Source organism: Marinobacter nanhaiticus D15-8W (assembly GCF_036511935.1).
GTDB lineage: Bacteria > Pseudomonadota > Gammaproteobacteria > Pseudomonadales > Oleiphilaceae > Marinobacter_A > Marinobacter_A nanhaiticus.
The window spans coordinates 315,363-340,413 of record NZ_AP028878.1; the positions used below are offsets into that span (position 1 = coordinate 315,363).

The 25,051-nt window shown below is 59.0% G+C and carries 22 protein-coding genes; 10 read left to right on the plus strand and 12 right to left on the minus strand.

Annotated features, from left to right (window positions below):
- The first annotated feature begins 35 nt into the window (after positions 1 to 35).
- The 3 genes from RE428_RS01425 to RE428_RS01435 are packed head-to-tail and all read left to right on the plus strand — an operon-like array spanning position 36 to position 3,370.
- Entirely contained in the window at positions 36 to 497 is a 462-nt protein-coding gene (locus RE428_RS01425; RefSeq protein ID WP_004579327.1) for a (2Fe-2S)-binding protein, read from the plus strand.
- A gap of 3 nt (positions 498 to 500) precedes the next feature.
- Positions 501 to 2,723 (plus strand): xanthine dehydrogenase family protein molybdopterin-binding subunit, encoded by a 2,223-nt coding sequence (locus RE428_RS01430; protein WP_004579326.1) that lies wholly within the window; start codon positions 501 to 503, stop codon positions 2,721 to 2,723.
- Between the two features lie 11 nt (positions 2,724 to 2,734).
- Positions 2,735 to 3,370 carry a hypothetical protein gene (locus tag RE428_RS01435; protein ID WP_004579325.1) on the plus strand — a complete coding sequence of 212 codons (636 nt, stop codon included), beginning with the start codon at positions 2,735 to 2,737 and terminating at the stop codon, positions 3,368 to 3,370.
- Between the two features lie 225 nt (positions 3,371 to 3,595).
- Here RE428_RS01435 and RE428_RS01440 read toward each other — a convergent pair whose 3' ends face one another.
- The 10 genes from RE428_RS01440 to RE428_RS01480 all read right to left on the minus strand — a co-directional run bounded on the left by RE428_RS01440 (position 3,596) and on the right by RE428_RS01480 (position 14,711).
- Positions 3,596 to 5,092: a carbohydrate-binding protein gene (locus RE428_RS01440; RefSeq protein WP_004579324.1), complete on the minus strand. Its 1,497-nt coding sequence runs from the start codon at positions 5,090 to 5,092 to the stop codon at positions 3,596 to 3,598.
- 534 nt (positions 5,093 to 5,626) lie between these two features.
- Positions 5,627 to 6,061 (minus strand): hypothetical protein, encoded by a 435-nt coding sequence (locus RE428_RS01445; protein ID WP_004579323.1) that lies wholly within the window; start codon positions 6,059 to 6,061, stop codon positions 5,627 to 5,629.
- 356 nt (positions 6,062 to 6,417) lie between these two features.
- Positions 6,418 to 6,810 (minus strand): DUF4087 domain-containing protein, encoded by a 393-nt coding sequence (locus RE428_RS24395; protein ID WP_421930569.1) that lies wholly within the window; start codon positions 6,808 to 6,810, stop codon positions 6,418 to 6,420.
- On the minus strand, positions 6,794 to 8,827 hold the full coding sequence (locus RE428_RS01450; RefSeq protein ID WP_004579321.1) for a hypothetical protein: 2,034 nt from the start codon (positions 8,825 to 8,827) through the stop codon (positions 6,794 to 6,796). The genes RE428_RS24395 and RE428_RS01450 overlap by 17 nt, the downstream gene beginning before the upstream one ends.
- A gap of 5 nt (positions 8,828 to 8,832) precedes the next feature.
- Complete coding sequence (locus tag RE428_RS01455; RefSeq protein ID WP_338381160.1) at positions 8,833 to 11,067, minus strand: type VI secretion system Vgr family protein; 2,235 nt, start codon at positions 11,065 to 11,067, stop codon at positions 8,833 to 8,835.
- 223 nt (positions 11,068 to 11,290) lie between these two features.
- Positions 11,291 to 11,809, minus strand: coding sequence for an Hcp family type VI secretion system effector (locus tag RE428_RS01460; RefSeq protein ID WP_004578655.1), 519 nt, complete (start codon positions 11,807 to 11,809; stop codon positions 11,291 to 11,293).
- Positions 11,810 to 12,249: 440 nt separating this feature from the next.
- On the minus strand, positions 12,250 to 13,107 hold the full coding sequence (locus tag RE428_RS01465; RefSeq protein ID WP_004579319.1) for an energy transducer TonB: 858 nt from the start codon (positions 13,105 to 13,107) through the stop codon (positions 12,250 to 12,252).
- Between the two features lie 5 nt (positions 13,108 to 13,112).
- On the minus strand, positions 13,113 to 13,526 hold the full coding sequence (locus RE428_RS01470; RefSeq protein WP_004579318.1) for an ExbD/TolR family protein: 414 nt from the start codon (positions 13,524 to 13,526) through the stop codon (positions 13,113 to 13,115).
- The gene (locus tag RE428_RS01475; RefSeq protein ID WP_004579317.1) at positions 13,523 to 13,939 is read right to left on the minus strand and encodes an ExbD/TolR family protein; all 417 of its coding nucleotides are present in this window, start codon (positions 13,937 to 13,939) and stop codon (positions 13,523 to 13,525) included. Before RE428_RS01475 ends, RE428_RS01470 begins: the two co-directional genes overlap by 4 nt.
- Positions 13,926 to 14,711 carry a MotA/TolQ/ExbB proton channel family protein gene (locus RE428_RS01480; RefSeq protein ID WP_004579316.1) on the minus strand — a complete coding sequence of 262 codons (786 nt, stop codon included), beginning with the start codon at positions 14,709 to 14,711 and terminating at the stop codon, positions 13,926 to 13,928. The genes RE428_RS01475 and RE428_RS01480 overlap by 14 nt, the downstream gene beginning before the upstream one ends.
- Before the next feature lie 180 nt (positions 14,712 to 14,891).
- Here RE428_RS01480 and RE428_RS01485 point away from each other — a divergent pair, with 180 nt between their 5' ends.
- Both RE428_RS01485 and RE428_RS01490 read left to right on the plus strand, forming a co-directional pair.
- Complete coding sequence (locus tag RE428_RS01485; protein WP_004579315.1) at positions 14,892 to 17,276, plus strand: sensor domain-containing diguanylate cyclase; 2,385 nt, start codon at positions 14,892 to 14,894, stop codon at positions 17,274 to 17,276.
- Positions 17,277 to 17,298: 22 nt separating this feature from the next.
- Positions 17,299 to 18,216: a DMT family transporter gene (locus RE428_RS01490; RefSeq protein ID WP_004579314.1), complete on the plus strand. Its 918-nt coding sequence runs from the start codon at positions 17,299 to 17,301 to the stop codon at positions 18,214 to 18,216.
- Here the strand turns inward: RE428_RS01490 and RE428_RS01495 are convergent.
- Both RE428_RS01495 and RE428_RS01500 read right to left on the minus strand, forming a co-directional pair.
- On the minus strand, positions 18,199 to 18,978 hold the full coding sequence (locus RE428_RS01495; protein ID WP_004579313.1) for a sulfite exporter TauE/SafE family protein: 780 nt from the start codon (positions 18,976 to 18,978) through the stop codon (positions 18,199 to 18,201). The genes RE428_RS01490 and RE428_RS01495 overlap by 18 nt on opposite strands.
- A 39-nt stretch (positions 18,979 to 19,017) precedes the next feature.
- Positions 19,018 to 20,133 (minus strand): lysozyme family protein, encoded by a 1,116-nt coding sequence (locus tag RE428_RS01500; protein WP_040882300.1) that lies wholly within the window; start codon positions 20,131 to 20,133, stop codon positions 19,018 to 19,020.
- 158 nt (positions 20,134 to 20,291) lie between these two features.
- Here RE428_RS01500 and RE428_RS01505 point away from each other — a divergent pair, with 158 nt between their 5' ends.
- The 5 genes from RE428_RS01505 to RE428_RS01525 all read left to right on the plus strand — a co-directional run bounded on the left by RE428_RS01505 (position 20,292) and on the right by RE428_RS01525 (position 25,044).
- Entirely contained in the window at positions 20,292 to 20,846 is a 555-nt protein-coding gene (locus RE428_RS01505; RefSeq protein ID WP_004579311.1) for a glutathione peroxidase, read from the plus strand.
- A 120-nt stretch (positions 20,847 to 20,966) separates the two neighbouring features.
- Positions 20,967 to 22,466, plus strand: coding sequence for an amidase (locus tag RE428_RS01510; protein WP_004579310.1), 1,500 nt, complete (start codon positions 20,967 to 20,969; stop codon positions 22,464 to 22,466).
- A 242-nt stretch (positions 22,467 to 22,708) separates the two neighbouring features.
- Positions 22,709 to 23,296 (plus strand): hypothetical protein, encoded by a 588-nt coding sequence (locus tag RE428_RS01515; protein ID WP_004579309.1) that lies wholly within the window; start codon positions 22,709 to 22,711, stop codon positions 23,294 to 23,296.
- A 486-nt stretch (positions 23,297 to 23,782) separates the two neighbouring features.
- On the plus strand, positions 23,783 to 24,343 hold the full coding sequence (locus tag RE428_RS01520) for an RNA polymerase sigma factor (protein WP_004579308.1): 561 nt from the start codon (positions 23,783 to 23,785) through the stop codon (positions 24,341 to 24,343).
- The gene (locus tag RE428_RS01525) at positions 24,343 to 25,044 is read left to right on the plus strand and encodes an anti-sigma factor (protein ID WP_004579307.1); all 702 of its coding nucleotides are present in this window, start codon (positions 24,343 to 24,345) and stop codon (positions 25,042 to 25,044) included. The genes RE428_RS01520 and RE428_RS01525 overlap by 1 nt, the downstream gene beginning before the upstream one ends.
- The last annotated feature ends 7 nt before the right edge of the window (positions 25,045 to 25,051 follow it).

The following is a 25,051-nucleotide window of genomic DNA, read 5'->3' on the forward strand; positions in this document are numbered from 1 at the left end:
GGTGTTGGCGTCGACGAAACGGCATGGAGGCAATAATGGCCGTCAGTTTCGAACTCAATGGCAAGCAAGTTTCGGCGGATGTCGATCCGGATACACCCCTGCTGTGGGTGATCCGCGATCATTTCCGGCTCACCGGCACCAAGTTTGGCTGTGGCATTGCCCAGTGCGGTGCCTGCACCGTTCACATGAATGGACTAACGCGGCGTTCCTGCGTAACGCCGGTCTCGCAGGTTGATGGCGGAACGGTGACCACGATTGAAGGATTGGACGGGCGCGAGGCGCAAGCGGTCCAGGATGCCTGGGTTGCACTCGATGTGCCCCAATGCGGATTCTGCCAGTCCGGCCAGGTGATGTCGGCGGCGGCCCTGCTGCGGGAGATTCCGAATCCGACGGACGAGAACATCGACCAGGCGATGGCCGGCAATATCTGCCGGTGCGCGACCTACGCCCGCATCCGCAAGGCCATCCACAATGCCGCGGACACGTTGGAGGGTTGATCCATGAACCAGGGTAACGACATCGTCAATCCGGTCGCCGATTCCAATCCAGCAGACCAAGCGGCCCATGGCCTGACACGGCGAGGCTTTCTCAAAGGTTCGGCGGCGGTTGCCGCCAGTCTCATGATAGGTGTGCATCTTCCAGGGCGGGCGAATGCCCAGACCGCGGCGGCCTCCGATGCGGCGCTTTCCCCGAATGCCTTCGTGCGGATCAACCAGGACAGTACCGTCACGGTGATCGTCAAGCACATCGAGTTTGGTCAGGGGCCGGTAACGGGGCTATCGACTCTGGTCGCCGAAGAACTGGACGCCGATTGGGACCAGATGCGTGCGGAACTGGCGCCGGCGAATACCGAGAAATACGCTAATAAGCTGTTTGGCCTGCAGGGCACTGGAGGCTCTACGGCTATGGCCAGTTCCTATGAACCCATGCGACAGGCCGGCGCCGCTGCACGCGCAGTCCTGGTTCAGGCTGCGGCCAATCGCTGGGGCGTGGATGCCAGCGAAATTACCGTCAGTAAGGGAACGATCAGTCATAGCACAAGTAACCAGAGTGCCTCTTTCGGCGAGTTGGTCGCTGAGGCTTCGCAGCTTGAAGTGCCGGCGGAGCCAAAACTGAAAAGCCCGGACCAGTTCAACCTGATCGGCACCCAGGTTCGTAAGCTGGACACCCGCGACAAGACCAACGGCAAGCAGAACTTCACCCTGGATCTTTATCCCGACAACATGGTCGTGGCCACCATCCTGCACCCGCCCCAGTTCGGCGCAGCCCTGGCGTCCCTCGATGACAGCAAGGCGCGACAGGTGAAGGGCGTTATCGACGTCAAAGCGGTCCCGGCAGGAGTCGCTGTCTACGCAGAAGATACCTACGCGGCCCTGAAAGGACGGAAGGCACTCGACGTTAAATGGGATGCGGGCAAGGCCGAAAAGCGCTCCACCATCCAAATGGAGCAGGAATACAGTCAGGCCGCTGCCAAACCCGGTCTGGATGCCCGTAAGGAAGGAGACGTGGAGAGCGCCCTGGAGTCAGCCGACCAGATCATCGAAGCCGAATACTTCTTCCCCTTTCTCGCCCACGCCCCGATGGAAACACTGGATGCGGTAGTACAGTTCCGCGATGGCAAGGTAACCGCCTGGATGGGAACGCAAATCCAGACGCTGGACAGGGGCGCGCTGGCCGGTGTCTTCGGGGTCGACCAGAGTAACGTCACGCTATACACCGAGTATGCGGGTGGCAGTTTCGGTCGGCGTGCCCAGCCAGGTGGCGACTTCGCTAGCGAGGCGGCTCAGGTGACGAAGGCGCTGGGTTCGGACCGGCCGGTGAAGCTCATGTGGACCCGGGAGAACGATATCCAGGGCGGCCGCTATCGGCCGCTGGCGGTTCACAAGCTGCGCGGTGGTCTGGATAAGGACGGCAATATCGTCGCCTGGGACCAGCAGATTGCCGTGCAATCCTTCATGAAGGGAACCGCCTTCGAGGATTTCATGATCAAGGACGGCATCGACGAGAGTGCAGTGGCAGGGTCCAAGGAACTGCCCTATGGCATTCCCAACCTGCGCATCGGCCAGCACCTGATGGAGAATGGTGTGCCGACCTTGTGGTGGCGTTCCGTTGAGCACACCCATAACGCCTACGCCAACGAAACCTTTCTCGACGAGTTGATCGAACGGTCCGGCAAGGATCCCGTCGAGACGCGGCTCAAGTTGTTGGGCGACAAGCATCCTCGACACCGCGGTGTGCTGGAGAAGGCTGCCGAGATTGCCGGGGCCGCGGGTTCGGTCCCCGACGGGCGTGCCCGTGGCGTTGCCGTGCACAAGAGCTTTGGCAGCTACGTGGCGCAAATCGCCGAGGTTTCCGAAGGTGCGAACGGCGAGCCTCGGGTACACCGTATCTGGTGCGCCGTGGATTGTGGCGTACCGGTCAATCCCGATGTCATTCGCGCCCAGATGGAGGGCGGGATTGGCTACGGCATCGGTGCGGTACTCTACGACGCCATTACCCTGGACCACGAAGGTAAGGTCGAGCAGGCCAACTTCGACCGCTACCGCTCCCTGCGAATCAACGAAATGCCCGAGGTGGAAGTTGCGGTGATTCCGTCCACCGAACCACCCACGGGTGTGGGCGAACCCGGTACGCCGCCGTCAGGGCCGGCCATTGCCAACGCTTGGCGCCGACTGACAGGGAAAAGTGTTCACCGGCTACCGCTTGTGCCGTTTACAGCGTAAGGAGACGACCCGTGCAACGACTGACTCTATCCATAGTGAGCGCTGTGTTGGCAGCCGCTACCGTGACCTTCAGTGTGGGTGTGGCCATCGCAGCCAATGAACCGGATGCGGCCACGACGCTACAGAAGCCGGAAGCCTTTGAGTCGATCCAGGACGAGCGCGAGCGCTCCGTCGCGCTGTTCAACGAAATGGGAAAAGTCCTGACCCACCCCCGCTGCGTTGCCTGCCACCCGGCCGGGGATAGCCCCCTACAGGGTATGGCACTGCAAAAACACGAACCGCCGGTCGTCCGTGGCCAGGGCGGCATGGGCGCTCCTGGCATGCGCTGCATGACATGCCATGGCCAGGAAAACGTGGCATTCAGCAGCGGCGAGGGCTCGATTCCCGGCCATCCCCGCTGGCACCTGGCTCCACGGGAACAGGCCTGGGAAGGCAAGAGCCTTGCCTCCATCTGTGAGCAGCTCAAGGATCAGGAGCGCAGCCATAAGACACTTGAGGAATTGCAGAAGCACAATGCCAGCGACACGCTGGTAGGCTGGGGGTGGAACCCTGGCGAAGGGCGTATTCCGGTGCCGGGCACGCAGGAGATCTTTGGAAACCTGACCCGGGCCTGGATCGATACGGGGGCCGCTTGCCCCGAAGGGTGAGCGCTTCACGGAGTTGCTGAAAGGCCAGTACTCGGAGGCCTTTTAAAAGCTTATTGTTGTTGGTTCTGTCTGGTCTGCAGGAGAGTCCGGTTTAAGCCACGGTAGTGTTTCCTCGTCATAACCACGACTCACCGTAAAAAAATGCCCGGCGGACACCGGGCATTTCCTTATCTAAAGATGCGCCACCAACGCAGGTTGGCCTTCGCATCCGTTAACGGCCATGGGCTATTGATAGTAGCGCACGTAGTCCACGTACATTCTTTGGGGGAATGAGCTGGTTCCGTCGGGGCTTCCAGGCCAGTCGCCGCCCACGGCGAAGTTCAGCAACAGATAGAAGTCGTTGTGGAGCTCATTGGTTCCATTGACGCCGCCGGAGATGTCGGCGACATGGTATAGGTTGCCGTCCAGATACCAGCGTATTTCATTGGCATCGCGTTCTATAGCGTAGGTGTGCCAAGCGGTGGCATCGGCGCTGGTGGAGCCGCCGTAACTGGCTAACGTTCCTGTGTTGTCTTCCCAGTGCATGGTGCCGTAGATAGCGCCCTCGTTATTCACGTGCTCCATGATGTCGATTTCACCCGAGGCCGGCCATCTATTCTGGCTGCCCAGCATCCAGAAGGCTGGCCACCCGCCCTGGGTTTGCGTCAATTTGATACGCGCCTCCACACGTCCGTAACCGAATGCCTTCTTGTCGCGTGAGATCAGACGGGTTGAGGTGTACTGACAGGCGCCGTACCAGCAGTCGTTACCGCTTTCGCGCCGCGCCTCGATGACAAGCACGTTGCTGCCAGCGCTTTCGTCGTACTCGACGTATGCGTTGTTGCCGTTGGTGTAATACTGGAGCTCGTTGTTGCCCCAGCCACCGCCGCCGACTTCGAAGGACCAGTTGTTGAGGTTGATAGTGTCGAACTCATCACTCCAGGCCGCGTCGCCGTGCCCGCTGTTGCCGGCAGGACGGACAACGATGGAAGACACCCGATCATTGACGCCCTCGTTGACGAGACAATTGTCGTTACCCGTTACTGATACGGACCCGCCGCTGAAGTTGTCGTCCGCATAGAGCACCGCTTCGTAGCCGTCAGCCACCTGGATGGATGAGGCATCATCGTTTACGAAACCGAGATTTTGCAGTGCGCCGAGGTCATACCGGCCTTCTCCCAGCGAAGCCGTCCAGCCATTGTAGTCACAGTGTTGGTAGACGGAGGCAATGGCCTCGCCGCTGTTGTGTGCGGAGACGTCGATCCAGTTGAGATTCCAGCCACCGGTTTGGGCATAAACGCCAAGATTGTAGGTGCCGGCATTGACGAATACATCGAACGAGACGGTCTTCCAGTTTTGCCAACCGCCCGTATTATCGATATCCACGGAACCCAGAACGATAGAGCCTGCGTTCAGGTCAACCGAGGCCGAGCCGCCGCCATCAGCACTGGCGACACGCAGACTGATGGTATAGGTGCCGGTTGTGGGAAACGTGATCGAGTTGAAGGCGAGCCATTCCGAGGCCTCGATCCAGCCCACATTGTGGCCACCGCCCTCATCCGCCGTGCCCTCGATGTCGACGTCGTCAGCGCGATAGGCATCGCCGCTATTTCCCGGGGTCGTGTCGTAGAACTCATCGTAATCCTCTGCCTGGATAACCGCCGCATTCGCAGCGCAGGAGGCTGAATAAATCAGCAAGGCCGATAGGATTCTTAAAGGAAGCTTGTCCAGTAATCTGATCATTACGTCTTACCTTTAGTTGTACCACTCAACGCATTGCCAAGACCTCCCCCATGGATGAAGCTCGAGGACTGCATGAATTTCAATGCATCGATCATAACAATGCACGGAAATGCTGCTCGCTGTATGTAAAAGCTGGCAGCATCGATTGTCCTTGCATCTGTATATGCGCGGACAAAACTTGTATGGGCATCGAAGTTGAGAAAGGTGGTTAACGGCTGCCCCTAGCGGTCCATTTGCTCATACGCCACCAACCCAAGGGATTGGACGGGCGGAAAAGGGGGCTATAGATTTCAGGCTGGCGTGCTGGGGCATAAGTCACTCCTCCTTGAGTCGTCGCTACGTCCTGTAGCGGGGATAACAAAAACTGTAACCATGCTGGTTCCAAATGACTGTAGGTCATCTCGCAGAACGACAGCGGTTATTTCTTACTAAGGTAAAATAGTTAGCAATAGGAGCGGCTACGGAGGCGGGGATTGGCGATATGGGGCTGTCCAATCTGAGTGGTGAATTAGTGGAAACGAGAATGCCGAGTATTTAATCTTCGACACAATTCGTGAGCCAGGCTTCCTGCTTGTTCGCATAAAGAACATAGTCGGAGTCTTGGCTCCAGATGTACTTTCTTTCTGTCGTATCGAAAAAGCCTTTCCAGGTTAATAACATCCTGTTCCCATCTACTTGCTTTGCAAAAGCAATTTTCTTTTCTCTAGAAAAGTCAGACCAAGGTAGCATCATTCCACCTCGCCCAAGATCCTCTGGCTCTGCGTAGAAGAAGGTCAGGCGACTATCGCTTCGATCGATGGTTGAGGAGATCACGATCTGATTACTGTTAACGACCATTGTTGCTTTATCGTGTGCGATGAAATCGACTTTTCCTAGACCAGTGGTGCAATCAATAGCCCAGTTGCCGGCGTTAACAGATTGCGAGAAAGTTATAAGTGCGAAAACTAGTTTTTTCCGGTTGCCGTACATGTAATTGCTTCATCGTAAACGTCAATGGCACATTCCTGCTCGTTCCAAGGTGCTGCGGCGATAAATCTCACCCCGGCTACATTGACCGTAATATCAGTGGCATAGACGGTTGGTGAATCTCTTTCTAGATTTAAATTCGAATCCCCTAGTTCGCAATACCTTGTTTTACTTTTTCCGAACACTTTGACTGCCACGCATGGGTCCGATTTTAGTACGTAAGCAGCAAATCTTTCTTTGCCGGACTATAAGTTATAGTCAGTGGCGTAGAATCGATACTCAGAAATTGGCTCTGCGGCGAAAGCCAAAGAAGGCAGTGCCAAAATGGCAACAACAAATAGTTTCTTCATAATAGCTGCTCAATTCCGCTCTCCAGGGGAGCGAAGTCTAATATTTCGTTTCTTGATACTGTCGTCGTCTAGGCATTGCTCTAGGGATAGCTGTTTGTATTTATATATTTTTTCTATCAGTTGTGTGTCGTGATTGGCTTCAACGCGAATGCAAGCACATGAATAGCCATATCCATAATTCATGTTAACGAAATCAGTTTCCCTTTGAGGCGTCAACAGTTCGACGCCCTCGGCTTGTTCAGCACCTTGGCGCGCTATGATCCAAGTACCATCTTTGTCTGAGAGCCAGTAGTTTCCAGGAGAAGGGTTATCTAACCATCCACACCGGGTCTCCTTTGCGATTGCGCAACCCTGAAAAAGTAACAGCGATAGCAGCAAGGTAAATCTAGTCATATATGCCATTTCTCAAATTTGTTAGATAACTTCGGGCTGAATCGGCTATTTCTTGAGCATGGTCCAACCCATTTATGCAGCGTCTTGCATTAAAGAAATCGATGGAGCGAGAGTTAATGTATTCGGCGATCTTTTTGCCAGTAAATACGCCGTTCTTGAAGCCGTCGATCAATATAAAAAGCGAATTCTCGTTTTCGAGTGCCAGATCAGGGTTGGAAACTAAATCTATGCTAAGTTTCTTGCTGTATTTTTCGTAGTTGTGCTTCCAGGTTATCTGAACAAAACCTCGACCATAGTATGGGTAGTATGAAAAATTTTCCTTTCTATACTTTTCACTTAACCAATACGCTTCAATAACTGGTTCGAACGTATTGCCTGTCTCACGCTCGACGGTTGCGAGGATGTAGGCAATTTGTTCGTCCATACTAATGCCGTTCGCTCTACATGCTCTAATTATAGTTTTGATGGTTTCGTGTCGGTTGGAAAAGTTATAGTTGGCGGCTTGTTTCTCCTGCAACGCCAATGGATAAAAATGCCATACATCGGGTCCGTCAAAACCCAAGCTGGAGGTCTTGTCCATCCATCCAAGCTGCCTGACGCGCTCAAGTTCGTGATCGATTAGCGCGTGGCTTTCCGGAGAGCTGTAGATCTCTTTGAACCGGGCCATCATCGCTTCGGATGTCGGTGTCCACCATTCGCTGTTATGCCTGGCCACAATCTTGTGCCGTTCGTTGTCAGACGCTTTGGCGGTTAGTTTGCTCATCACGGCATCGGCGTCAAGGGGGCTATTGTCGCCCGTTGAACAGAGCGACTGGAAGAAGGCCGGAACGTTTTCGGGGTCCAGTACGCCGTCACAGTCGCTCCCGTCGACAACCCTGAAACCGTCTTCCTGCCACCCTTTGGACTCGGCGATGGTTTTTGCGCCCCCGTCGGGACTGAAGACTTCCAAGTGAATCATGGCGTTCCCAGTCTTGCCGCCCTCAAGACTTGCAGGGCCTTCGTAGAGGCCCAGATAACCGATGACATCGCCTGCCTTGATCGAGACGGGAGACGGAAGTTCGTAGAGCTCACCTAATTTGGTCGGCTTTTGTTCGATGGTCTCCAGATACTGTTCTTCGACGCAAATCCATTGCGCTCGACCGGAAGGCTTAACGATACAGCGTGCCATCCTGCGAGCCTTGCCATCTATTTCCTGAAGCCGGACCTGGTGGGCGTCGAACTGAATTTGTGTGCCTTCCGGGACCAAGTGTGCCGGATCGCCGGCTATGGCAAAACCTGTTTTCCCTTTCTGGGTTTTAGGATCGGCGCGCCCATGCATGTCTGTTTTCAGTACCGCTTCAACTTCGCCATAGATCCAAGCTGGTCGTGCGATAGAAACCTCTTCCAATGAGGCGGTGTCCTGCGCGATCCATAGGGCGTCATTACCTTTTGTAGCGACCACCTGACTATTGCTGGCGCCGTCCGAGAGGATGCGGATACGCATGAAGTCATAACTGACCCCATCGATCTTGCCTTGCTGAAGTGCTTCGCCCTCAACGGGCTCGAAGATCTCACCTTCAGGCAGGGTAACCGCAGGCAATGGATCCCCGTGATGCGGCACGCTGTTGCGGACGTTCCAGCGCTTTTTCAGGCGGTAGCGTTTGGCGGAAGGCCAGGCGTCCCAGGGGCAAAGGTGCATATATAACGAGTAATAGCTGAACCCCGTTTGTTCGCCTTGGGATACAGGATTTTCGAAATAATGGCGGACTAGACAGAAACTGTTGGAATAACGGTAGGTTTCGCCTTTGAACTGGCTGGTGAGGTAATCTGGCATTATTCGATAAGCAACGACTTCGCCGTCAGCGATACAGCGAACGGGGTGAATGTCTTTTGCCCAGGGCGCACTGTCTTCGCTGATATGAACGCCACCATGCCACGCCTGACCGGCGAGGAGGTATAGATCATCACCGGCGGAGGCCAGTAACGCGCTGAGCTCTGACGCCTCCCGGTATTCGGTGCCGTCCTGTTTGACTATCGGCAGGCTCATATCTTTCAGTCCTTCCTAACCATTGAGAAAAGAACGTAGCCTTCAGTTTTCTGATTATCGTCCTTTTCGTCTTCCTTGAGTTGTGAGCCTGCGCTCTGCAGCATCGTTTGTGCCGTTTGTGCCGTTTGTGCCGTTTGTGCCGTTTGTGCCGTTTGTGCCGTTTGTGCCGTTTGAGATTTCGTCGCCAAAACGTTGGATGCTTTTGCCGGAGAAGCAATAGGCGTGGTCGGCGTCATTGAGGGTGTTTTATCAGGCGCGGCAGTGTTGCCGACATCGACGGTCGCGAGGTGTGCGCATTCGTTCGCCTGGTGAACATTCTTGCCTATATTCTGTGGTAGTGTCGGCGATGCTGCAGACTGCCCGGTCCCACTCCCCGGCGATCCCCCGGAGTTCATTTTGATCATCGGTCCCGAGACGGTTACCCCGCTTGGGTCGACCTTAACGAAACTCCCACCAGCCTTTAGGGTGATTTCGGCGCCGGCTTCGACGACGATTTTTAGTCCGGCCTTGTGGTGGATTTCGCTGCCGGCCTCAACCAATTGCGCCTTGCCCTGTTTGCTGTGGTGGCTTCCACCGACCGACAGGCTCATATCCTTCCCGACCTTCTCCCGCTTTTCCCCATCCACAGTGCTGTGATCGTTGGCCTTGATATGGCTGTAGCGGTCATTGTCGACGGTCAGGTGGCTGTTGTTTCGGATGACCTCGGTGCGGTCGTTCTCGGTCAGCAGGTCCAGGTCCTTCTGGGCATGGACGTAGATCTGTTCTTTGTCCGCTTCGTCCTCGAAGCGCAGTTCGTTACTGCCTTCGCCCTTGTGGGTCTGGGTCTTGAGGGTGGTCCGGGTCTTGTGCTCCGGCAGCGCATAGGGCGGCGTGTTGGTGGCATGGTAGGTCCGCCCGGTAATGATCGGCTGGTCCGGATCGCCATCGAGGAAGGAGACGATGACTTCGTGGCCAATCCTGGGGATCGCCATGAACCCATAGCTGCCTCCGGCCCAGCCCTGGGAGACGCGCAGCCAGGCACTGCTGTGTTCGTCGTTGTCCGAGTAGCGGTCCCAGGGGAACCGGACTTTGACCCGCCCGTGGGCATCGCAGTGGATCTCTTCACCTTCCGGACCGGTGACGATCGCCATCTGCGGGCCGTCCATGGTCAGGCGCTTGGGCGGTTTCGGGCGCCAGGTCTTGTCCCCGGGAATGGCCTGGAAGGTGTTGCTGTAGGTGGTGGCCCCACTGCCGCCTTCCTCTTCCAGCGCCTGGGGCTGTTTGCCGGTGTGGGTCAGTTCGGTCAGCAGCCAGTCGCGGTTGAGGCTGTCGCTGGTGTGGCCTTCAAGGATGAACCGGGCCCCGGTGGTGAAGTCCGCCCGGTTGCTTGCCCCGTGGCCGACACTGGCGTCCCGTCTGAGGCTGTCCAGCCGTGCCTCGGTATACGGCTGACCGGCGGCATCGGCCTTGAACCGGCCGGGGTAGTCGTAGTGTTCGTAGTCGGTGCGTTGGTTTTCTTCAATACCGGCGGCCTGGGCCTGGTGCATCAACGCATAGGCGGGGTTCCTGAAGGTGTAGTCCTTCAGCGCCACCCCGGCCACCGAGACGGTCTCGGTGTACTGGAGCTTGAACACGCAGGGGCTCTTATGGCTGCCCCCGGCGGTGGCGTTGTAGCTCGCCTGCGGCAGTTCCGGGGCATCCCGGTGGTGATCGGCGATCACGATGGGCTGACCGGCGGTGGCGGTATCAAAGCGGTAGTGCCAGCCCTCTTCGGCGGCCAGGCGCTGGAGGAAGGCCAGGTCCGTCTCCCGGTGCTGGACACAGTATTCCCGTTCGGCCGGTGTGCGCTTGAGGTCGAAAGTCTTGTCCACCAGGCCCCGCTCGTCCAGCAGGGTGCCGAGGATGGTCTCCGGGGTCTGCTGCTGGAAGATGCGGCTGTTGTGCATCAGGCCCAACCGCCACAGGGCCGGTTGGACCTGCACCCAGTAGCGGGTGCGCCGGTGGCCGGTATCGCCCCGGCTGAAGGCGCTGACCACCCCCTGCACGGTACGGATCGCCTGGCCGTCCTGCCAGATCACCAGTTCCGCCCCCTGGTCCAGCACATCGGCCACCGCCAGGTCGGCAAAGGTGCTGGCGAGGTTCAACTTCAAATCAAAGGGCCGGGACAGGCCTTCGGTCAGCTCGAAATCCACCACCGCGAAGGTGTCGTCGGGCAAACTGCCAAGGCGGGCCGTGAACTGCAGGCCGGTGGGCTGGGACATGGGGTCTCTCTTCCTTGAGTCGTCACTGCTTCCTGCCACGGGCATACCCTGCCCGCGGACGCGTCAGAGTCTAACCGCTCTGGGCCCGCAACGCTGTAGGCGATCTCGCAGGGCCACAGCGGTTATCTCTCACGACGGCAAAACGGCCAGCAAAGGCTGGCCGTTCTGGAACACGCGGTCCAGGCTTCCATCACGACAGAAGCCCTGAACCCAACGCGAAGCCTTAGGCTTCGACCGGCGAACGCCAGTCGTCAGAGCCGGAGGTACCGGCGACGCCGTGCTCCCAGGTGACCTTGCGGTACGCCACAGACACTTCCACCAGCTGGGTGAACTCGGCCTTGGCCGGGTCCTGGCAGTGGGGCATCTTGCAGTCGATGTTGATGATGGTGGCGTCTTCCAGGATGGTGGAGAAGAAGTGCTCCTGCTTGCCTTCAACGGAGGTGCGGTACCACTTCAGCTCGACCTTGGGCAGCATCTCGCCGGAGGCCAGGGCGTTGTACATCAGCGGGGTGGACTTGTTCAGGGCCGCGGTGAACTTGAACGGCTTGTGAACGCGCTGGCCGGACGGCTGACCGGATTGGGGGTCGGTCGGTACGGTAACGATGTGGCTGAATTCCTGCACCAGCATCTCGTCTTCGTGACCTTCGACGTAGATGTTACCGACGGAGTCGGCGGTGAAGGCGCCGGCGGTGATGTTGCCCTGGGTCTTGCCTTCGATACTGATATAACACGGCGTTGGCATAGTCTGCTCCTTGACGGAAAAATGAGGAGCCAAAAAAGGGGCTCCGGTTGAGTCCATTCAGTGTGAGGACGCCAAAGAGAGAACAAGTCTTGTGCCAGGAATGGGAAAGGCAATAAAAACAGACGACTAGCTAAAAATCACACGTCGCCCTCCAAGCCCGCCAAGCAAACTCTTGCGCTGACTGAGCCAGATCTTGCTGGGTGGGCGAAATATTGCCTGCGACTTCCAGAGGAAAGTGAAAGGACGGAAAAGCAGACGAGTCAGACTGGATACTCGAGCGGGAAGCGAAGGCTGACCTTCGCCTGCGCCGCCCTGTAGGGCCCTCCCTGGCCCCCCGGACGGATCGGGGCATCCATGCCTACTTCGGCGAAGGCCGGCCTCCGCTTCGTTGGAGCTCGCGATATCGCTGCTAAGGCAGGTGTTAAGCCCGAAGCGCAAGCCTAATTGCGCAGTTCGTATCGAATGGGCAGCGTGAAGGAAAAGCTTTCGCCTTCCATACCGTCCGGGACTTTGGGTAATGGCTCGCTGTCCCGGATAATTTCAAGGGCAGCCTCATCCAATAGGCGATATTTCGAGCCCTCAGCCAGTGCGAGAGAAATCAGCTTCCCCTCCCGATCGAATTCGAAGCGAACAACCGGGGTGCCTTCCTGATTCCGGCGTTTGGCCCGGCGTGGATACTCATACTTCTGGGCCAGGTGTCGATTCAGTTTGGACAGGTAGCTGTCCTCCGAATCGGAGCGCCCCGCCGTCAGTTCCACTTGGCTGGCTTGCTGCTTGGCCCCAGTCTCTCCGGGTCGGGCCGATGTTTGGCTCGGTGCTGTCGCTGTGGCCTGGGTCGAGCTCTCACTCACCTGTTCAGGTGCTGACTTCGGCGCAGGTGTGGGTTTGGGCTTCGGCTCGGGTTTCGGTTCTGGTTCCGGCTTGGGCTTCGGTTTGGGCTCTGGCTTTGGAACGGGCTTTGGGTCCGGTTTTGGCTTTGGCTCAGGTTTGGGCTCAGGCTTTGGTTCCGGTTCCGGTTCCGGTTCCGGTTTTGGTTTGGGCTTCGGTTCTGGCTCGGGTTCAGGTTCCGGGTCTGGCTGCGGTTGTTCCTCTGCACGCTCGGGTGTTGCCTGGGGTTGCGGCGCCGGTGCAGCGTCCTCTTCGGCTTGTTCCGCCGCCAGATTCAGGCTTATGACAGCTTGGCTGGTGACGCTGGCATTGCCCTTGGGAACGGCGATCTGATCCGCTGAGCGCGCGAACAGATAGCCGACGCCCAGGGTGACAACCAAGGCAAAAACAGCAATAGCCCCGCGGATCATCCGGCTCACAGACTGGGCTCCGTCAATAGCGTCACCTTGCGGTAGCCCGCACTTTCGAGGGCCTGCAGGAGATTTTCCAGATCATGGAGGGTAATGCCTGCATCCGCAGCGATACGTAAGGGGCGCTGTTCATCCGGTGCTGGCAATTGTTGGGCGAGTTCGTCGCGCGAGACGGGTTTCTGGCCGATTAGCCACTGATTGTCGCTCTTGACGATCAGGTCGGCCTTGGGGGCCGTGCTTTCGCCCTCTTCCGCGGTGCCGGGCAGCGTGGGTAGCGGATCGTCGGTTAGGTGGCCGGCCACGATAAAGAAAAGCAACAAGAGGAAAACGAGGTTGATCAGCGGAAGCATGGCGTCTTCCACACGATCAAGCAGTGTGCGGTTATCGATCTCTTTGTGGATAGGGAGCAGTGACTTCATTGGGAATCGGGTTGCGGATTACCGTTACTTGAGGAGCGCCGCCAATGGGTGCTGATCCCGGCTGACTGAAGCGCTGTAAGGCCTTGGGTAAACACCCCCAGGGGAACATCGCCTTCGGTTTCCAGGTTGACTTCGGTTTCACCGCCGCTGAGCAACCGCCGTGCAATGACGCCAGCATCGTCGCTATTGCCGTTCCACTGGATGCGGCCGTCGGTCTGCATCAATAGCTCCGGCAACGGCTCGCCCTCGACGCCGCCGCTACTCCGGCTGGTGTTGTTGTCCAGGTCCAGGTGGCTGGTAGGCGCCAGCCGCGAGGTCACCATGAAGAAAACCAGCAGGATGAAGACCACGTCGATCAGCGGCGTCATCCGTATCGGCAAGCGGCGATGGGGCCGAGGTTCAACCAGCTGCATGGGCGAAACGCTTCTCTTCGCCGGTGTCGTTCAGACTGGCCCGCTTCTGTTCCGAGTGTGCGGACGTTTCCTGGATCTGGCTGCTGCTTTCCGAACCGCCGGAAGGCTGGGCCGACAGCACGCGCACCAGGAAATCGTTCATCTGTGTACTGAGCCGACGCAGGCGGAACTCCATCCAGGCTGCCATGGCTGCCATGGGAATAGCGATAACCAGGCCTGCAGCGGTCGTCATTAACGCCTGGTAGATACCGCCACTCAGCTGACTGGCACTGGCGCGGCCTTCGGTCGAGGCCATGGCGCTGAAGGCTTCCATCATCCCCATAACCGTACCGAGCAGACCCAGTAATGGGGCCAGGGCGGCGATGACTTCGATGATCTTGAGCGGGGATTCGAACGGTTGCAGAGCGCGCTGGGCCAGACGGGCGATATTTTCACGTTGCTGGGTTTCGCTCAGGCCGCCCAGCGTATCCTTCATGGCCGTGGCAACCAGCGGCGGCAGGGGGTTGAAGCGTTTGACACCGTTGCGTGACTGATCGAGCTGGGCCGCAGCACGGTCACTGGGGCTATCTTCCCAACGATCGACGGCTTTCTTCAGGTTGCGATCAGCACGAGGGGCGAACAGAACACCGACCAGCATGGCATAGATAAAGGTAGCGAGGCCGATAACAGCCAGGGCCAGTAGCACACCCATGACCGGTCCGCCGTAATCCAGTAGCTGCTCCAGAGGGCCGAACTGACCCGTAAAACTTGCGGTGGCGGTTGATTCAGGCACGATGGTGATCCTCGGCGCGAATGGCGCATATATAGAGAATAGATGCGCAAATAGTAACGATTATTATTAGGTTTAGCTACCTTGCACATCAGTCAGGTCATGACGTGTCTGTTAGACTGGTCCGTTGAGTCGCTTCCTGATAATGGGCGCAATTGAAGCCGTACACGTGGAGGTCCGTACTTGTTGGAAAAGGTCAGGCGCTGGTTCGACAGTCTCAAGAACCGGGCAGTGGGCGTTGTTGTCCTCGTTGTCGTGCTTATCACGTTCACGGCGACTTTGATCGGAGTCTCCGCTGGTCGTCAGGGGCTGGAGAACCAGGCACGTGCCCAACTGGCAACCCATGCCGGGATTATTGCCGACAGCATCGACGCCAAGCTGGCCGAACGTTTCAGTGCCATTTCCCGGGTCGCCCGCGGCCTCACCATGAATGAAGAGAGCCTTATGGGCCGGGCGCAGCTTATGCTTGAGCGCCAGGAAGCCCTGAGCTCCCTCTTCCACCGTATATATCTCATCGATTCCAAGGGCACGATGCAGGCGACCTTTCCCCGTGCCAGCAACATCATCGGCAGCGATGTCTCCGACCGCACTTACTTCCGCCTGACCAGCCAGCAACTGACAACGCTGATTTCGGAGCCCTTCCTGAGCCGCGACGAAAAGTTACCCGTCGTGGCCATTACTGCCCCGGTATTCGATCACAACCGACGCATGGTGGGCATGCTGGCCGGAACCATCAATCTGGACGAGCGCAGTTTCCTCGGGCAGTTGAAGAATCTCAGTATTGGTGAAACCGGGTTCGTCGGTATGGGCACCCGTTCCGGACTGACGTTGATCCACCCTAAACAGGGTCGGACTCTAACCGTAATCGAGACCGATGATCTGATGAACCGGGCCGCGCAAGACGGTGCAGAAGGTGTAGCGTTGGTAGAGGGGCTAGGTGTCGTCGATCGCCTGATTGCGTTTCGCCAGCTAAACGAAGCCCCCTGGTTTGTGACGGTCTCCCTGCCCACCCGAGAGGCGTTCGCACCGATAAGGCAGTTATCCAGTGTCATGTTCTGGGTGGCCTGCGGCGTACTGGCCCTGTTCATACCGCTTTCCCTGCGCCTGTTTACGTATCTGCTCAACCCGCTCCAGCAACTGGCGGAACAGATCCGGGAGCGCCATGCCGGGCGTCGTGATAAGCCGATAGATGTAGGCGGCGGCCAGGAAATCCGCGAGCTGGTGGACACTTTCAACCAGGTACGCCAGGAGCGTGAGGCCGCCCGTTTCGAGCTAGAGCAGCAGGAAGCCTACTTCCGTTCGCTGTCCGAGCGCTCGCCCGTGGGTATCGTACAGACGGATGTACTGGGTCGGATTATGTTCGCCAACCCGGCCTTCGAGGCTATTCTCGGCGTGCCTTTCGAGCGCCTGGACAATCAGCCCATCCTTTCCGGTGTCCACCATGGTGATAGGGAACGATTGCGCGCTGACTGGCAATGGGTGTTGCAGACGGGCGATGTTCGACAGAGTGAGTATCGCCTTCGTGATAACCAGTCCAATCGCGTTATCTGGGTGTCGATGACCACCTCGGCCATCCAGACCCAGGATCGATCGTTGGGCACCGTCAGCATCATTCGCGACATTACCCATGAGCTGGAGATCGAGGCGGAGCTGAAAGTGGCTCGCGACCGCGCTGAAACCATTCTTGGCGCCCTTCACGAAGGTGTGGTGATGACCGATAGTAAGGGGCGTATCAGCTTTGCGAATCCTCCGGCCTGCAAATTCATGGGCCATGAAGACAAGGTGGTAGGTCAGTCGCTCTTTAATCTGATCAGTGTCGAGGTTGAGGGCAAACCGTGGAGTTTCGACGATTTCCGCAAGGAGGAGCAACTGTCCGATCTGGACGCCAGCATGACCAATGTTCGACGCGACACCTATGAAATCGAGTTGACCATGGTGCACACCGCAGGCGAACACCATGTCGATCAGTACGTGTTCGTTATGCGTGACGACAGCGAACGCCGTCGTCAGGAAGAGCGCCTATCCTGGGAGGCAAGTCACGATGCCTTGACCCGCCTCTCCAATCGCCGTGCATTTACTGCGACGCTCGCCAACCTGATCGATCAGGGCGCCGGTGACGGCAACGCGTCGGTGGTGATGATGATCGATCTTGATCACTTCAAGCCCGTGAACGACCAGGGCGGCCACCTGCTGGGCGACGAACTCCTGCGCCACCTGGCGGATCTGTTGCGCAGCCGGGTGCGGCAGTCGGATATGGTGGCCCGGTTGGGCGGCGACGAATTCGGGGTTATCCTGCCGGGCTGCGGTATCGATCGGGCCTCGGCAATTGCCGAATCCCTGCGCTCGGGAATCGAGGCTTTGGTGCTGGAACAGGATGGCCGGCACTACAGCGTGACGGCCAGTATCGGTATTACGTCCATCCTGTCTTCCGACGGCGCCGTGAAGACCGTGGTGGCCCGGGCAGACGAGGGCGCCTATGCTGCGAAGTCCCAGGGACGAAACCGGGTGATCGTGCATACGGTGGGAACAGGCCCGGTATTCACGGGCGATGAAGGGGACCGCGCGTGAAACGGACACAAGGACGGCCGGTGTGAGCGTGTCGACCGATCAGGCTGAACTTCACAAGACCCGTCTCAAGGGCTTCATGATCGCGGGTCTTGGCGTACTGCTGCTTTCGCCGGATGCCCTGCTGGTGAAGTCCACCTCGGTTACGCCGGTCACTTTCCTGTTCTGGCGCGGGTTGTTGCTGGCGCTGGCCTTTGCCGTGATTAACGGCATTCGCTACCGCAGTCGCCTTATCCCCGAAATGCGCGCCTGCGGTCGGCGGGGCCTCTATTGCGGGTTGGCGTTTGCCGGCAGCACCCTGGGCTTCGTTACCGGCATGAAGAACACGGCCGCCGGCAACGTGCTGGTCATCCTCAACACCGCCCCGGTTATCGCTGCGTTGCTGGCTTGGGCGATCTGGCGTGAGCGATTGCCTCTGCGCACCTGGGTTCTGATCCTGGTCTGTATATCCGGAGCCACCCTGATGGCCGTCGGCGAGATGGGCAAGGGCCAGCCGCTGGGACTGGTCATGGCGGGCGTCGCCGCCTTTTCGCTGGCATCGAACCTTGCGGTGGCACGATCACGTCCCCACGCGGATATGAGCCTGATGCTGATATTCGGTGCCTTGCTGATCTGTATCGTGGCCGCGTTTTTTGGCGGCGCGCAGTGGCCCGGCTGGCGCGATTTCGGTTTTATCGTGCTGCTCTGCGTCGGGTTCCTGCCAGGGGCCAGCATCCTGATCCAGACCGGTCCACGCTATATCCCCGCGGCGGAAGTCAGCCTGCTCCTGCTTCTCGAGACCGTATTGGGGACGTTGCTGGTGTGGTATTTCCTGGGCGAGCTACCCGGTCCGCTGGCCTTCGCTGGTGGCGCCATAATCCTTTCTGCCCTTGCGATCAATGGCTTTATCGAGGACCGACGCCAGCGTCGACGCGCGCGGGAAACCCTAGCCGAGCAAGCCTGACTCGCCCGCTGCCTGCCAGATCAGCCGCAGCGCCAGCACCGTCAGCAATACGTTGAAGATCACCTGGAAATGCCGGTTGCTGATGCGTTTGAGAACGTGCAGCCCCAGCCACGTGCCGACAAAGCCGCAGACGACCATTGCGGCAATGAACGGCAACCACTGCCCGAGGGCAAACCCCGCAAATCCGAACACCACGGCCTTGGCCCCATGCTGAAGTGTCATGGCAGTGGCAAAAGTCGATACGGTACGGAAACGGTCCTCATGGATCTGCTTGATAAACGCAGCCACCAGCGGGCCGGTAGCGCCGACGAAAAGTGTCAGGAACGTGGTAGCCAGCGCTGCCAGGAATATCCCGACCGGCCGGAGCACCGCCTTCGGCAGGCTGGGTCCCCAGCACAGGTAGAGAATGAACAGGGCGATGGTCAATTGCCAGATGGCCGGCGGCAGGTTGACCAGCACGAGGCCGCCGATAAGGGCGCCAATGATGACCCCAGGCAGGAAGACCCTGAGCACCTGCCAGTCGATGTACTTACGGGTCAGGACCGCCCGACCGCCATTGGAGCCCAGCTGGATCAGACCATGCACGGGAATAATCGCCGCCGGCGGCAACCAGAACGCCATGAGTACCAGCAGCAGCGCGCCACCCCCGGCGCCCAGACTGGCCGTGATCATCGAGGTTACGACGGATGCGGCCAGTAGGAAGGCGACAAGGACCGGATCAACACCCGTGGGGAGGACATCGGAAAGATACAGCCAGTCCAAGGACGATTCTCCGGTGGTTATGTCATCAGTATCAGCGCTTCAGTCCACACAGACCGGATCGCCTTCCATTTGCGGTAACCGGCAGAGTGCGGCTGCAGCCAGCTCCACATCGGCGACATAGTACAGGGAGGATAGCCCCAGACGGTTGCGTCCCAGGTTGTGGAAGATCAGTCCGTAGGCCATATCCCCGGCGCTGAAGCGCGCATGGTTTGCAGCGAAGTAGGCGGCGGGCTGGGCCAGGTCGTCGTCTTCGAGCAGGGTCTGCACCCGAGCGGCTCCGCCATGATAGGCCTGCACCAATAGCAGCGTAAATAATCGGTCACGCTTTTCCTTGGGCAGGTGGCCGAAGCGGGCGTCGAAGGCCGGCCGCAGGTTGCGGGCGTTCTGGGCCGTCAGGCTCAATGCGCAGTCCAGTTGCGCGAGGCGGTGCCAGTAGTTGCGTGGCCCGATCCCGCAATCGCCCAGTACGACACTGGAAAGCTGCATGATGCCCCGGGCGTTGGCGGCGGAATGCGCCCGCTGTTGGCCACCGCTCTCGATCAGCAACTGGCCGGCGAGGAAGCGGGGCATGTCTTCGGGTACGTCGTCGAGACGTCGCTGCTCGTACCGAGTGGTATAGACATACCCCAGCGCTGCGTTCAAGGAGACCGGTTTCTCGCGGGTGCCGAGATCGAGGTCATCCCAGGCTCCCCAGATCAGGCCCGAAGACTGCCTGCCCACGTATCGCCCCAGGGCTTCGTCCAGGTTGACGTGGGGCTGGTCACAGGCCAGGGCAAACGGGTATCCAGTGGCGTCCGGTGCACCCGCCACCCAGTAATCGGCCCGGCCGTCCTCGGCCATCGACTGGCGGGTCTTGTTGAGCCTGTGCTGGGTGGCTTCCCGGGTTTCCGCATTTTCCATGTAGCCGAGGAAACGGCCGCGACGATCGAAAAGGATATGGCGTTCGGCCTCGCTGCAGTAGCCATTTTCCTCGATGATCCAGCGCCGAATGCTGAGGATATTGTTGTAGACGCCCTGACTTTCCCAGTAGGGCGATTCTCGGATGACAGAGGTCCAGTCCTTCAGTTTTTCAGCCCTGACCACGCTTGCCAGCAACAGAAGGACGACCATGAACAACAACCTTGGGCGGGCGATACTGGGCAAACGAAAATACATGGATCAGGATATCCTCAGGCCTCTCGCGTTTGCGGTTGGTTTCAATCACCGAAGTTTGGCGACAGCCACACTTCGCTGCAACAGGGCTGAGGTGGGTCTCGCATGAAACTGTCGTAAGGATTGGGACGTATCAGTAGGCCTATATGGAGGGCAATACGATGCGTAAGTTTTGGCTGATAGCGCTGCCGGTCGCCGGACTGGTGAGTTTTGGCGCTCCAACCCAGGCCAGTTGTCCGGACTGGTTGGATGAGGATATCAACAAGCTGCGATCTACAGAGCAGGTAAATTTCTGCGACCTGCACGATGGCAAACCCATGCTCGTGGTCAATACTGCGAGTTTTTGTGGCTATACGGGCCAATTTGAAGCGCTTGAGACGGTCTACCAGGCCTATCGTGAGCGCGGTTTTACCGTCGTGGGCGTGCCTTCCAATGACTTTCGGCAAGAGGCGGATAGCCAGGCGAAGACGGCGGAAATCTGCTTCGTCGATTATGGTGTGACCTTCACCATGACCGCGCCGCAATCGGTCAAAGGTGTTGATGCGCATCCGGTTTTCCGGACGCTGGCGGAAAAGAGCGGCGCCGAGCCGGGGTGGAATTTCAATAAATACCTGATTGATGCCGACGCCCGACAAGTATGGCACTACCCCAGCAACGTGGTGCCGGATGATCCCGAACTGACGGCGCAAATCGAGGCCTTGCTACAAATCGAGTGAAACCTGACCAGCCTGCCATCGATCGCTGAGTGGGTTATGCTGGGCAGCACACCACAGAACCCGGGGCAGGGCTCATGCCTGCAGAAGCGGTGGCGCTGCCTGATAACGTCAGGATCACCCATGAACGTCAGTGAATATCTGCAGTACGATGCTGTCGGGCTGGCGGACCTTATCCGTCGCAAGGCGGTGTCCTCCCGCGATGTGATCAGTGCGGCTGTCGAGCGGGCCCGCGCCGTCAATCCCGCACTCAATGCGATCTGCCATCCCCAGTTCACCGAAGCGCTCAAGCAGGCACCCAACGACAAGGGACCGCTTTCCGGCGTGCCTTTCCTGCTCAAGGATCTGGCCCAGGAGCAGGCGGGCGAGCCCTGTACCTACGGCAGTCGGGCTCTGCGTAGCCAAGTGCCTGAACGGGATTCGGCCTATGTGCGCCGGGCGCGCAACGGCGGCCTGGTGATTATGGGACGGACGGCAACGCCAGAACTTGGGCTCAAGGCGATCACCGAATCGCAGCTCTGGGGTCCCTCGCGCAATCCCTGGGATAGTACGCGCACGCCCGGGGGATCGAGTGGCGGGTCCGGGGCTGCAGTCGCCGCTGGAATCGTACCCATGGCCGGCGCAAACGACGGGGGCGGCTCCATTCGAATTCCGGCGGCCTACAATGGTCTGTTCGGCCTTAAGCCGTCCCGCGGCAGGGTTTCCGCCGGGCCGAGCATGGGGGAGCACTGGACGGGTGCGTCAGCGGACCATGTGGTCAGCCGTAGTGTGCGTGACAGCGCGCTGATGCTCGACCAGCTCGCGGGCCCGGAACCCGGCGATCCGTTTACCATTCCTGCACCGCAGAAGCCCTTCTACGAAATGATCAGTGAAGCGCCGCGCCGTCTGCGAATTGGCGTCTTCACCAGTTCGCCCTATGAGGGCGAGGTGGCGCAGGAATGTATCGATGCCGTGGAGGAGACCGCGCGTACCCTGGAAAACCTGGGACACCACATCGAATATGCCCGACCTGATTTTGATGGCATGGCCCTGGCGCGATGCTACCTGGGCCTGTATTTCGGGGAGGTCTCCACCGCCATGGATCGGGCCACCCGCGACTTCGGCGCCCGGGACAAGGACTTCGAGCTGGATACCCGGCTGATCGGTATGCTCGGCCGGACGCTGCCCACGCCGGACTACGTGCGCCTGCGCCAGCAGTGGAATGATTTCGCCCGGGCCCTGGGGCTGTTCTTCGAGAGCTACGATCTCTATCTCTGTCCCACCACCGGCCAGATGCCCGCGCGTATCGGTGAGCTGGAGACGCCGGCGCACCTGCAGGTGGTGAGTCGGCTCATGCTGTTGCTCAAGGCCGGTCGACTGGTGCACCGCAGCGGACTGGTCGATCAACTGGCGATGGAAAGTCTCGCACGCACACCTTTCACCCAACTGGCCAACCTCACTGGAACGCCGGCGATGTCGGTACCGCTGCACTGGACGACAGGGGGCCTGCCGGTCGGCGTGCATTTCGGTGCAGCCCATGGCAACGAAGGCATCCTTCTGCAGTTGGCTGCGCAACTCGAAGCGGCGCTGCCCTGGTGGAGCCAGTACGAGAGGCTGGAGCAGCTCGAGGCCGCAGTGGCGTGACGGGAATCGGCGAAGGCGCGATTCATGCGACGGGAGGGGTTGTGATCCGCCACGCGCATCACCACGTTTAACCTTTTGCGGAGACACGCTATGCTGTAATCAGGGAGTCCGTGAATCACGTCCATGACTTCCCTGTGGCGATCACTGTATTAACGGCCTGTCTGCCGTATGTGCGCCAGACCGGCGGTTATGTCCAGTGTCTCCCCCCCTACCCTGATGGCACCGAGGAGGCGAGCGTACCCATGAATCAACCGATTGCGATCGACGAGCTTGTATCTGTAGCACAGGGTGAAGCAATGGGAGAGCTGGACGCTCCCATGATGGCTATCGTTCTGTCCTCGGATCAAAGTTATGACCTGCCCATCAACTCCCTCGAGACTGAAGCCGACAAGGCGCGCTGGGCACTGATCCTTCGCGCGGCCCGGGAACATGTCGAGGCCGACGCCGTGGCCGTACTCTATCCGGCCTGGACCACCATTAAATCGAAGCGGGAAAAGGCCGTGGAGCGGGATGACGAGGCCGATGCGCCCAATCCCATCGATACCCTGTTCGTACAGCTCCATACCCGGGACCGCATCTATTGGCGAGGGTTCGAGCAGATCCGCGATCCACGCCACCAGCGGATCATCGGATTCAAACGTATTGGCGCGCTGTCGACGGATTACGACCGGGACGATGCCCCGTCCGTGGCTGCCTGGCTGAACACCCTGTTCGAACCGCTGCCAGACGAAGGTGAGGAAACCGAAGTCGACCGGGAACTGGCCGACCTGCTGGAAGAACCAGAGGTGAGCGCGGCCTTGTACCCGCGACAAATGCGTAGCATGCACTGAATGCTGAATGCGGTCCCGGTGACCGCTTTCGGCTTATATGACCTTACATAAAAAAGCCCTGTCCAATCGGACAGGGCCAAGAACGCTCGCCCTTCTGCCTCGTGAACGGCGAGCGTCACTACCCATGTCCCTCCAGTGCCGTTAACTTCTGCTATTTTTTCAGGACTGCCTTTCTTCAAAACCGTTTCGGGGTCTTTACGATTGCTCTGAAGCGAGTGCCCTAACCGGCATCTGACCAGGTGGGCGAGCAGCTATTAATCCCAATACGGTCAAGTGTTCGTAAAGGTTGCAGAAGGAACGTGACCGACGCTGACCGTTGGCGATCCTGTCATTCTTGAGGACGCTACCAGTAAGACACGAAGTCGTAGCGTTGTTGGTTCCATATAAGAGAATTCAATCGCGTTGCCAGATTGCATCCCGTCGCCGCGCCCGGACGTAATGGGGTGTACCTGGCCAAAAACAGGTCCAAGCGAGAGCAAAGAAACGATGGCTGTAGAGACAGGTCAGGCTGAACTCATGGCGCTGTTGGCCCGGGTGGCCCAGCACGACCGTGAGGCTTTCCACTCCCTCTATGACCGGATGGCCGGTCGGATGTTCGGTGTCTGTCACAAATTGGCGGGTCAGCCCGAGCTTGCCGAGGAGGCGTTGCAGGATGCCTTTATCCGTATCTGGCACCACGCCGGCGAGTATCACAGTGAACGCGGCTCGCCTCTGAACTGGATGCTGACCATCGCCCGCTATCGGACCCTGGACCTGATGCGCGCCCGCAAGATACGCCAGACCGCCGGGGACGAGATGCTGGAGACCGTGGCTGATGCGACGCCGAACCCGCTGGATGCGTCGCTCCAGGCCGATGGCGCAGCAGCACTGACCGGTTGCCTGGACGAGTTGAGTGAATCCCAGCGCGACAGCATCCTGCTCTCCTACTACAAGGGGTTCACCCACGAAGAGCTGTCAACGGCGCTCAGTACGCCGATCGGGACCGTCAAGAGCTGGATACGGCGCGGACTTATGGCGCTGAAGAGGTGTTTGGAGGAGTTGCAGTAATGAACAGGACACCTGAGCGCATCGAACGTCTGGCGGCGGAATACGCCCTTGGCGCATTGCAGGGCGGGGCGCGGCGTCGTTTCGAACGCTGGATGATGGAATCCTGGTCGATCCGCCAGGAAGTCTGGTATTGGGAAAACAAACTGGCTCCCCTGGCTGATGCGGTTCCGGACAAGACGCCGCCCGCACGGGTCTGGCAGCGTATCGAGGAACGGCTCTGGCCGGATATGGCGAAGACGACGGGCCGTAAAGGCAGCCTGAACTGGCTATGGGCAGGCTGGAGCCTGGCAGCAACAGCCGCGGTGTTGGTATTGGCCGTGGTGTTGTTGCAACAACCCGGGGTACCGGAACGCGGGCTACTATCGGGAGCGGTAGTGCAGGAAGATTCCACGGATCCGCTATGGCTGGTTGCCGAGCGCGGCAAGCCCGGTCGGCTTAGCCTCCGACCGGTGGCTGCGGCCCCGGCTGAAGGCAATAAGGATTACGAGCTCTGGGTTGTCCCGGAAGATGGCAACCCCATGTCGCTGGGCGTGATACCGGTGGGCGAGGACACCTTGCAGATTACGCTGTCGCCGGAAGCCCGGGCCGCGCTGGAGGCTTCGAAGACTCTGGCGATCAGTCTCGAACCCAGGGGTGGCTCGCCCACCGGCGCGCCGACCGGCCCGATCCTGCACATCACGCGCCTGCATGAGCTCGAGTAGCGGGCTG

Excerpts from the sequence above, each read along its gene's own strand:
- RE428_RS01450 (WP_004579321.1), bottom strand. The coding sequence starts at position 8,827 with ATGAGCCTGCCGATAGTCAAACAGGACGGCACCGAATACCGGGAGGCG.
- RE428_RS01430 (WP_004579326.1), top strand. The coding sequence starts at position 501 with ATGAACCAGGGTAACGACATCGTCAATCCGGTCGCCGATTCCAATCCA.
- RE428_RS01460 (WP_004578655.1), bottom strand. The coding sequence starts at position 11,809 with ATGCCAACGCCGTGTTATATCAGTATCGAAGGCAAGACCCAGGGCAAC.
- RE428_RS01445 (WP_004579323.1), bottom strand. The coding sequence starts at position 6,061 with ATGTACGGCAACCGGAAAAAACTAGTTTTCGCACTTATAACTTTCTCG.
- RE428_RS01525 (WP_004579307.1), top strand. The coding sequence starts at position 24,343 with ATGAACAGGACACCTGAGCGCATCGAACGTCTGGCGGCGGAATACGCC.
- RE428_RS01425 (WP_004579327.1), top strand. The coding sequence starts at position 36 with ATGGCCGTCAGTTTCGAACTCAATGGCAAGCAAGTTTCGGCGGATGTC.
- RE428_RS01465 (WP_004579319.1), bottom strand. The coding sequence starts at position 13,107 with ATGATCCGCGGGGCTATTGCTGTTTTTGCCTTGGTTGTCACCCTGGGC.
- RE428_RS24395 (WP_421930569.1), bottom strand. The coding sequence starts at position 6,810 with ATGGCATATATGACTAGATTTACCTTGCTGCTATCGCTGTTACTTTTT.
- RE428_RS01520 (WP_004579308.1), top strand. The coding sequence starts at position 23,783 with ATGGCTGTAGAGACAGGTCAGGCTGAACTCATGGCGCTGTTGGCCCGG.
- RE428_RS01505 (WP_004579311.1), top strand. The coding sequence starts at position 20,292 with ATGCGTAAGTTTTGGCTGATAGCGCTGCCGGTCGCCGGACTGGTGAGT.
- RE428_RS01440 (WP_004579324.1), bottom strand. The coding sequence starts at position 5,092 with ATGATCAGATTACTGGACAAGCTTCCTTTAAGAATCCTATCGGCCTTG.
- RE428_RS01475 (WP_004579317.1), bottom strand. The coding sequence starts at position 13,939 with ATGCAGCTGGTTGAACCTCGGCCCCATCGCCGCTTGCCGATACGGATG.
- RE428_RS01510 (WP_004579310.1), top strand. The coding sequence starts at position 20,967 with ATGAACGTCAGTGAATATCTGCAGTACGATGCTGTCGGGCTGGCGGAC.
- RE428_RS01515 (WP_004579309.1), top strand. The coding sequence starts at position 22,709 with ATGAATCAACCGATTGCGATCGACGAGCTTGTATCTGTAGCACAGGGT.
- RE428_RS01500 (WP_040882300.1), bottom strand. The coding sequence starts at position 20,133 with ATGTATTTTCGTTTGCCCAGTATCGCCCGCCCAAGGTTGTTGTTCATG.
- RE428_RS01455 (WP_338381160.1), bottom strand. The coding sequence starts at position 11,067 with ATGTCCCAGCCCACCGGCCTGCAGTTCACGGCCCGCCTTGGCAGTTTG.
- RE428_RS01470 (WP_004579318.1), bottom strand. The coding sequence starts at position 13,526 with ATGAAGTCACTGCTCCCTATCCACAAAGAGATCGATAACCGCACACTG.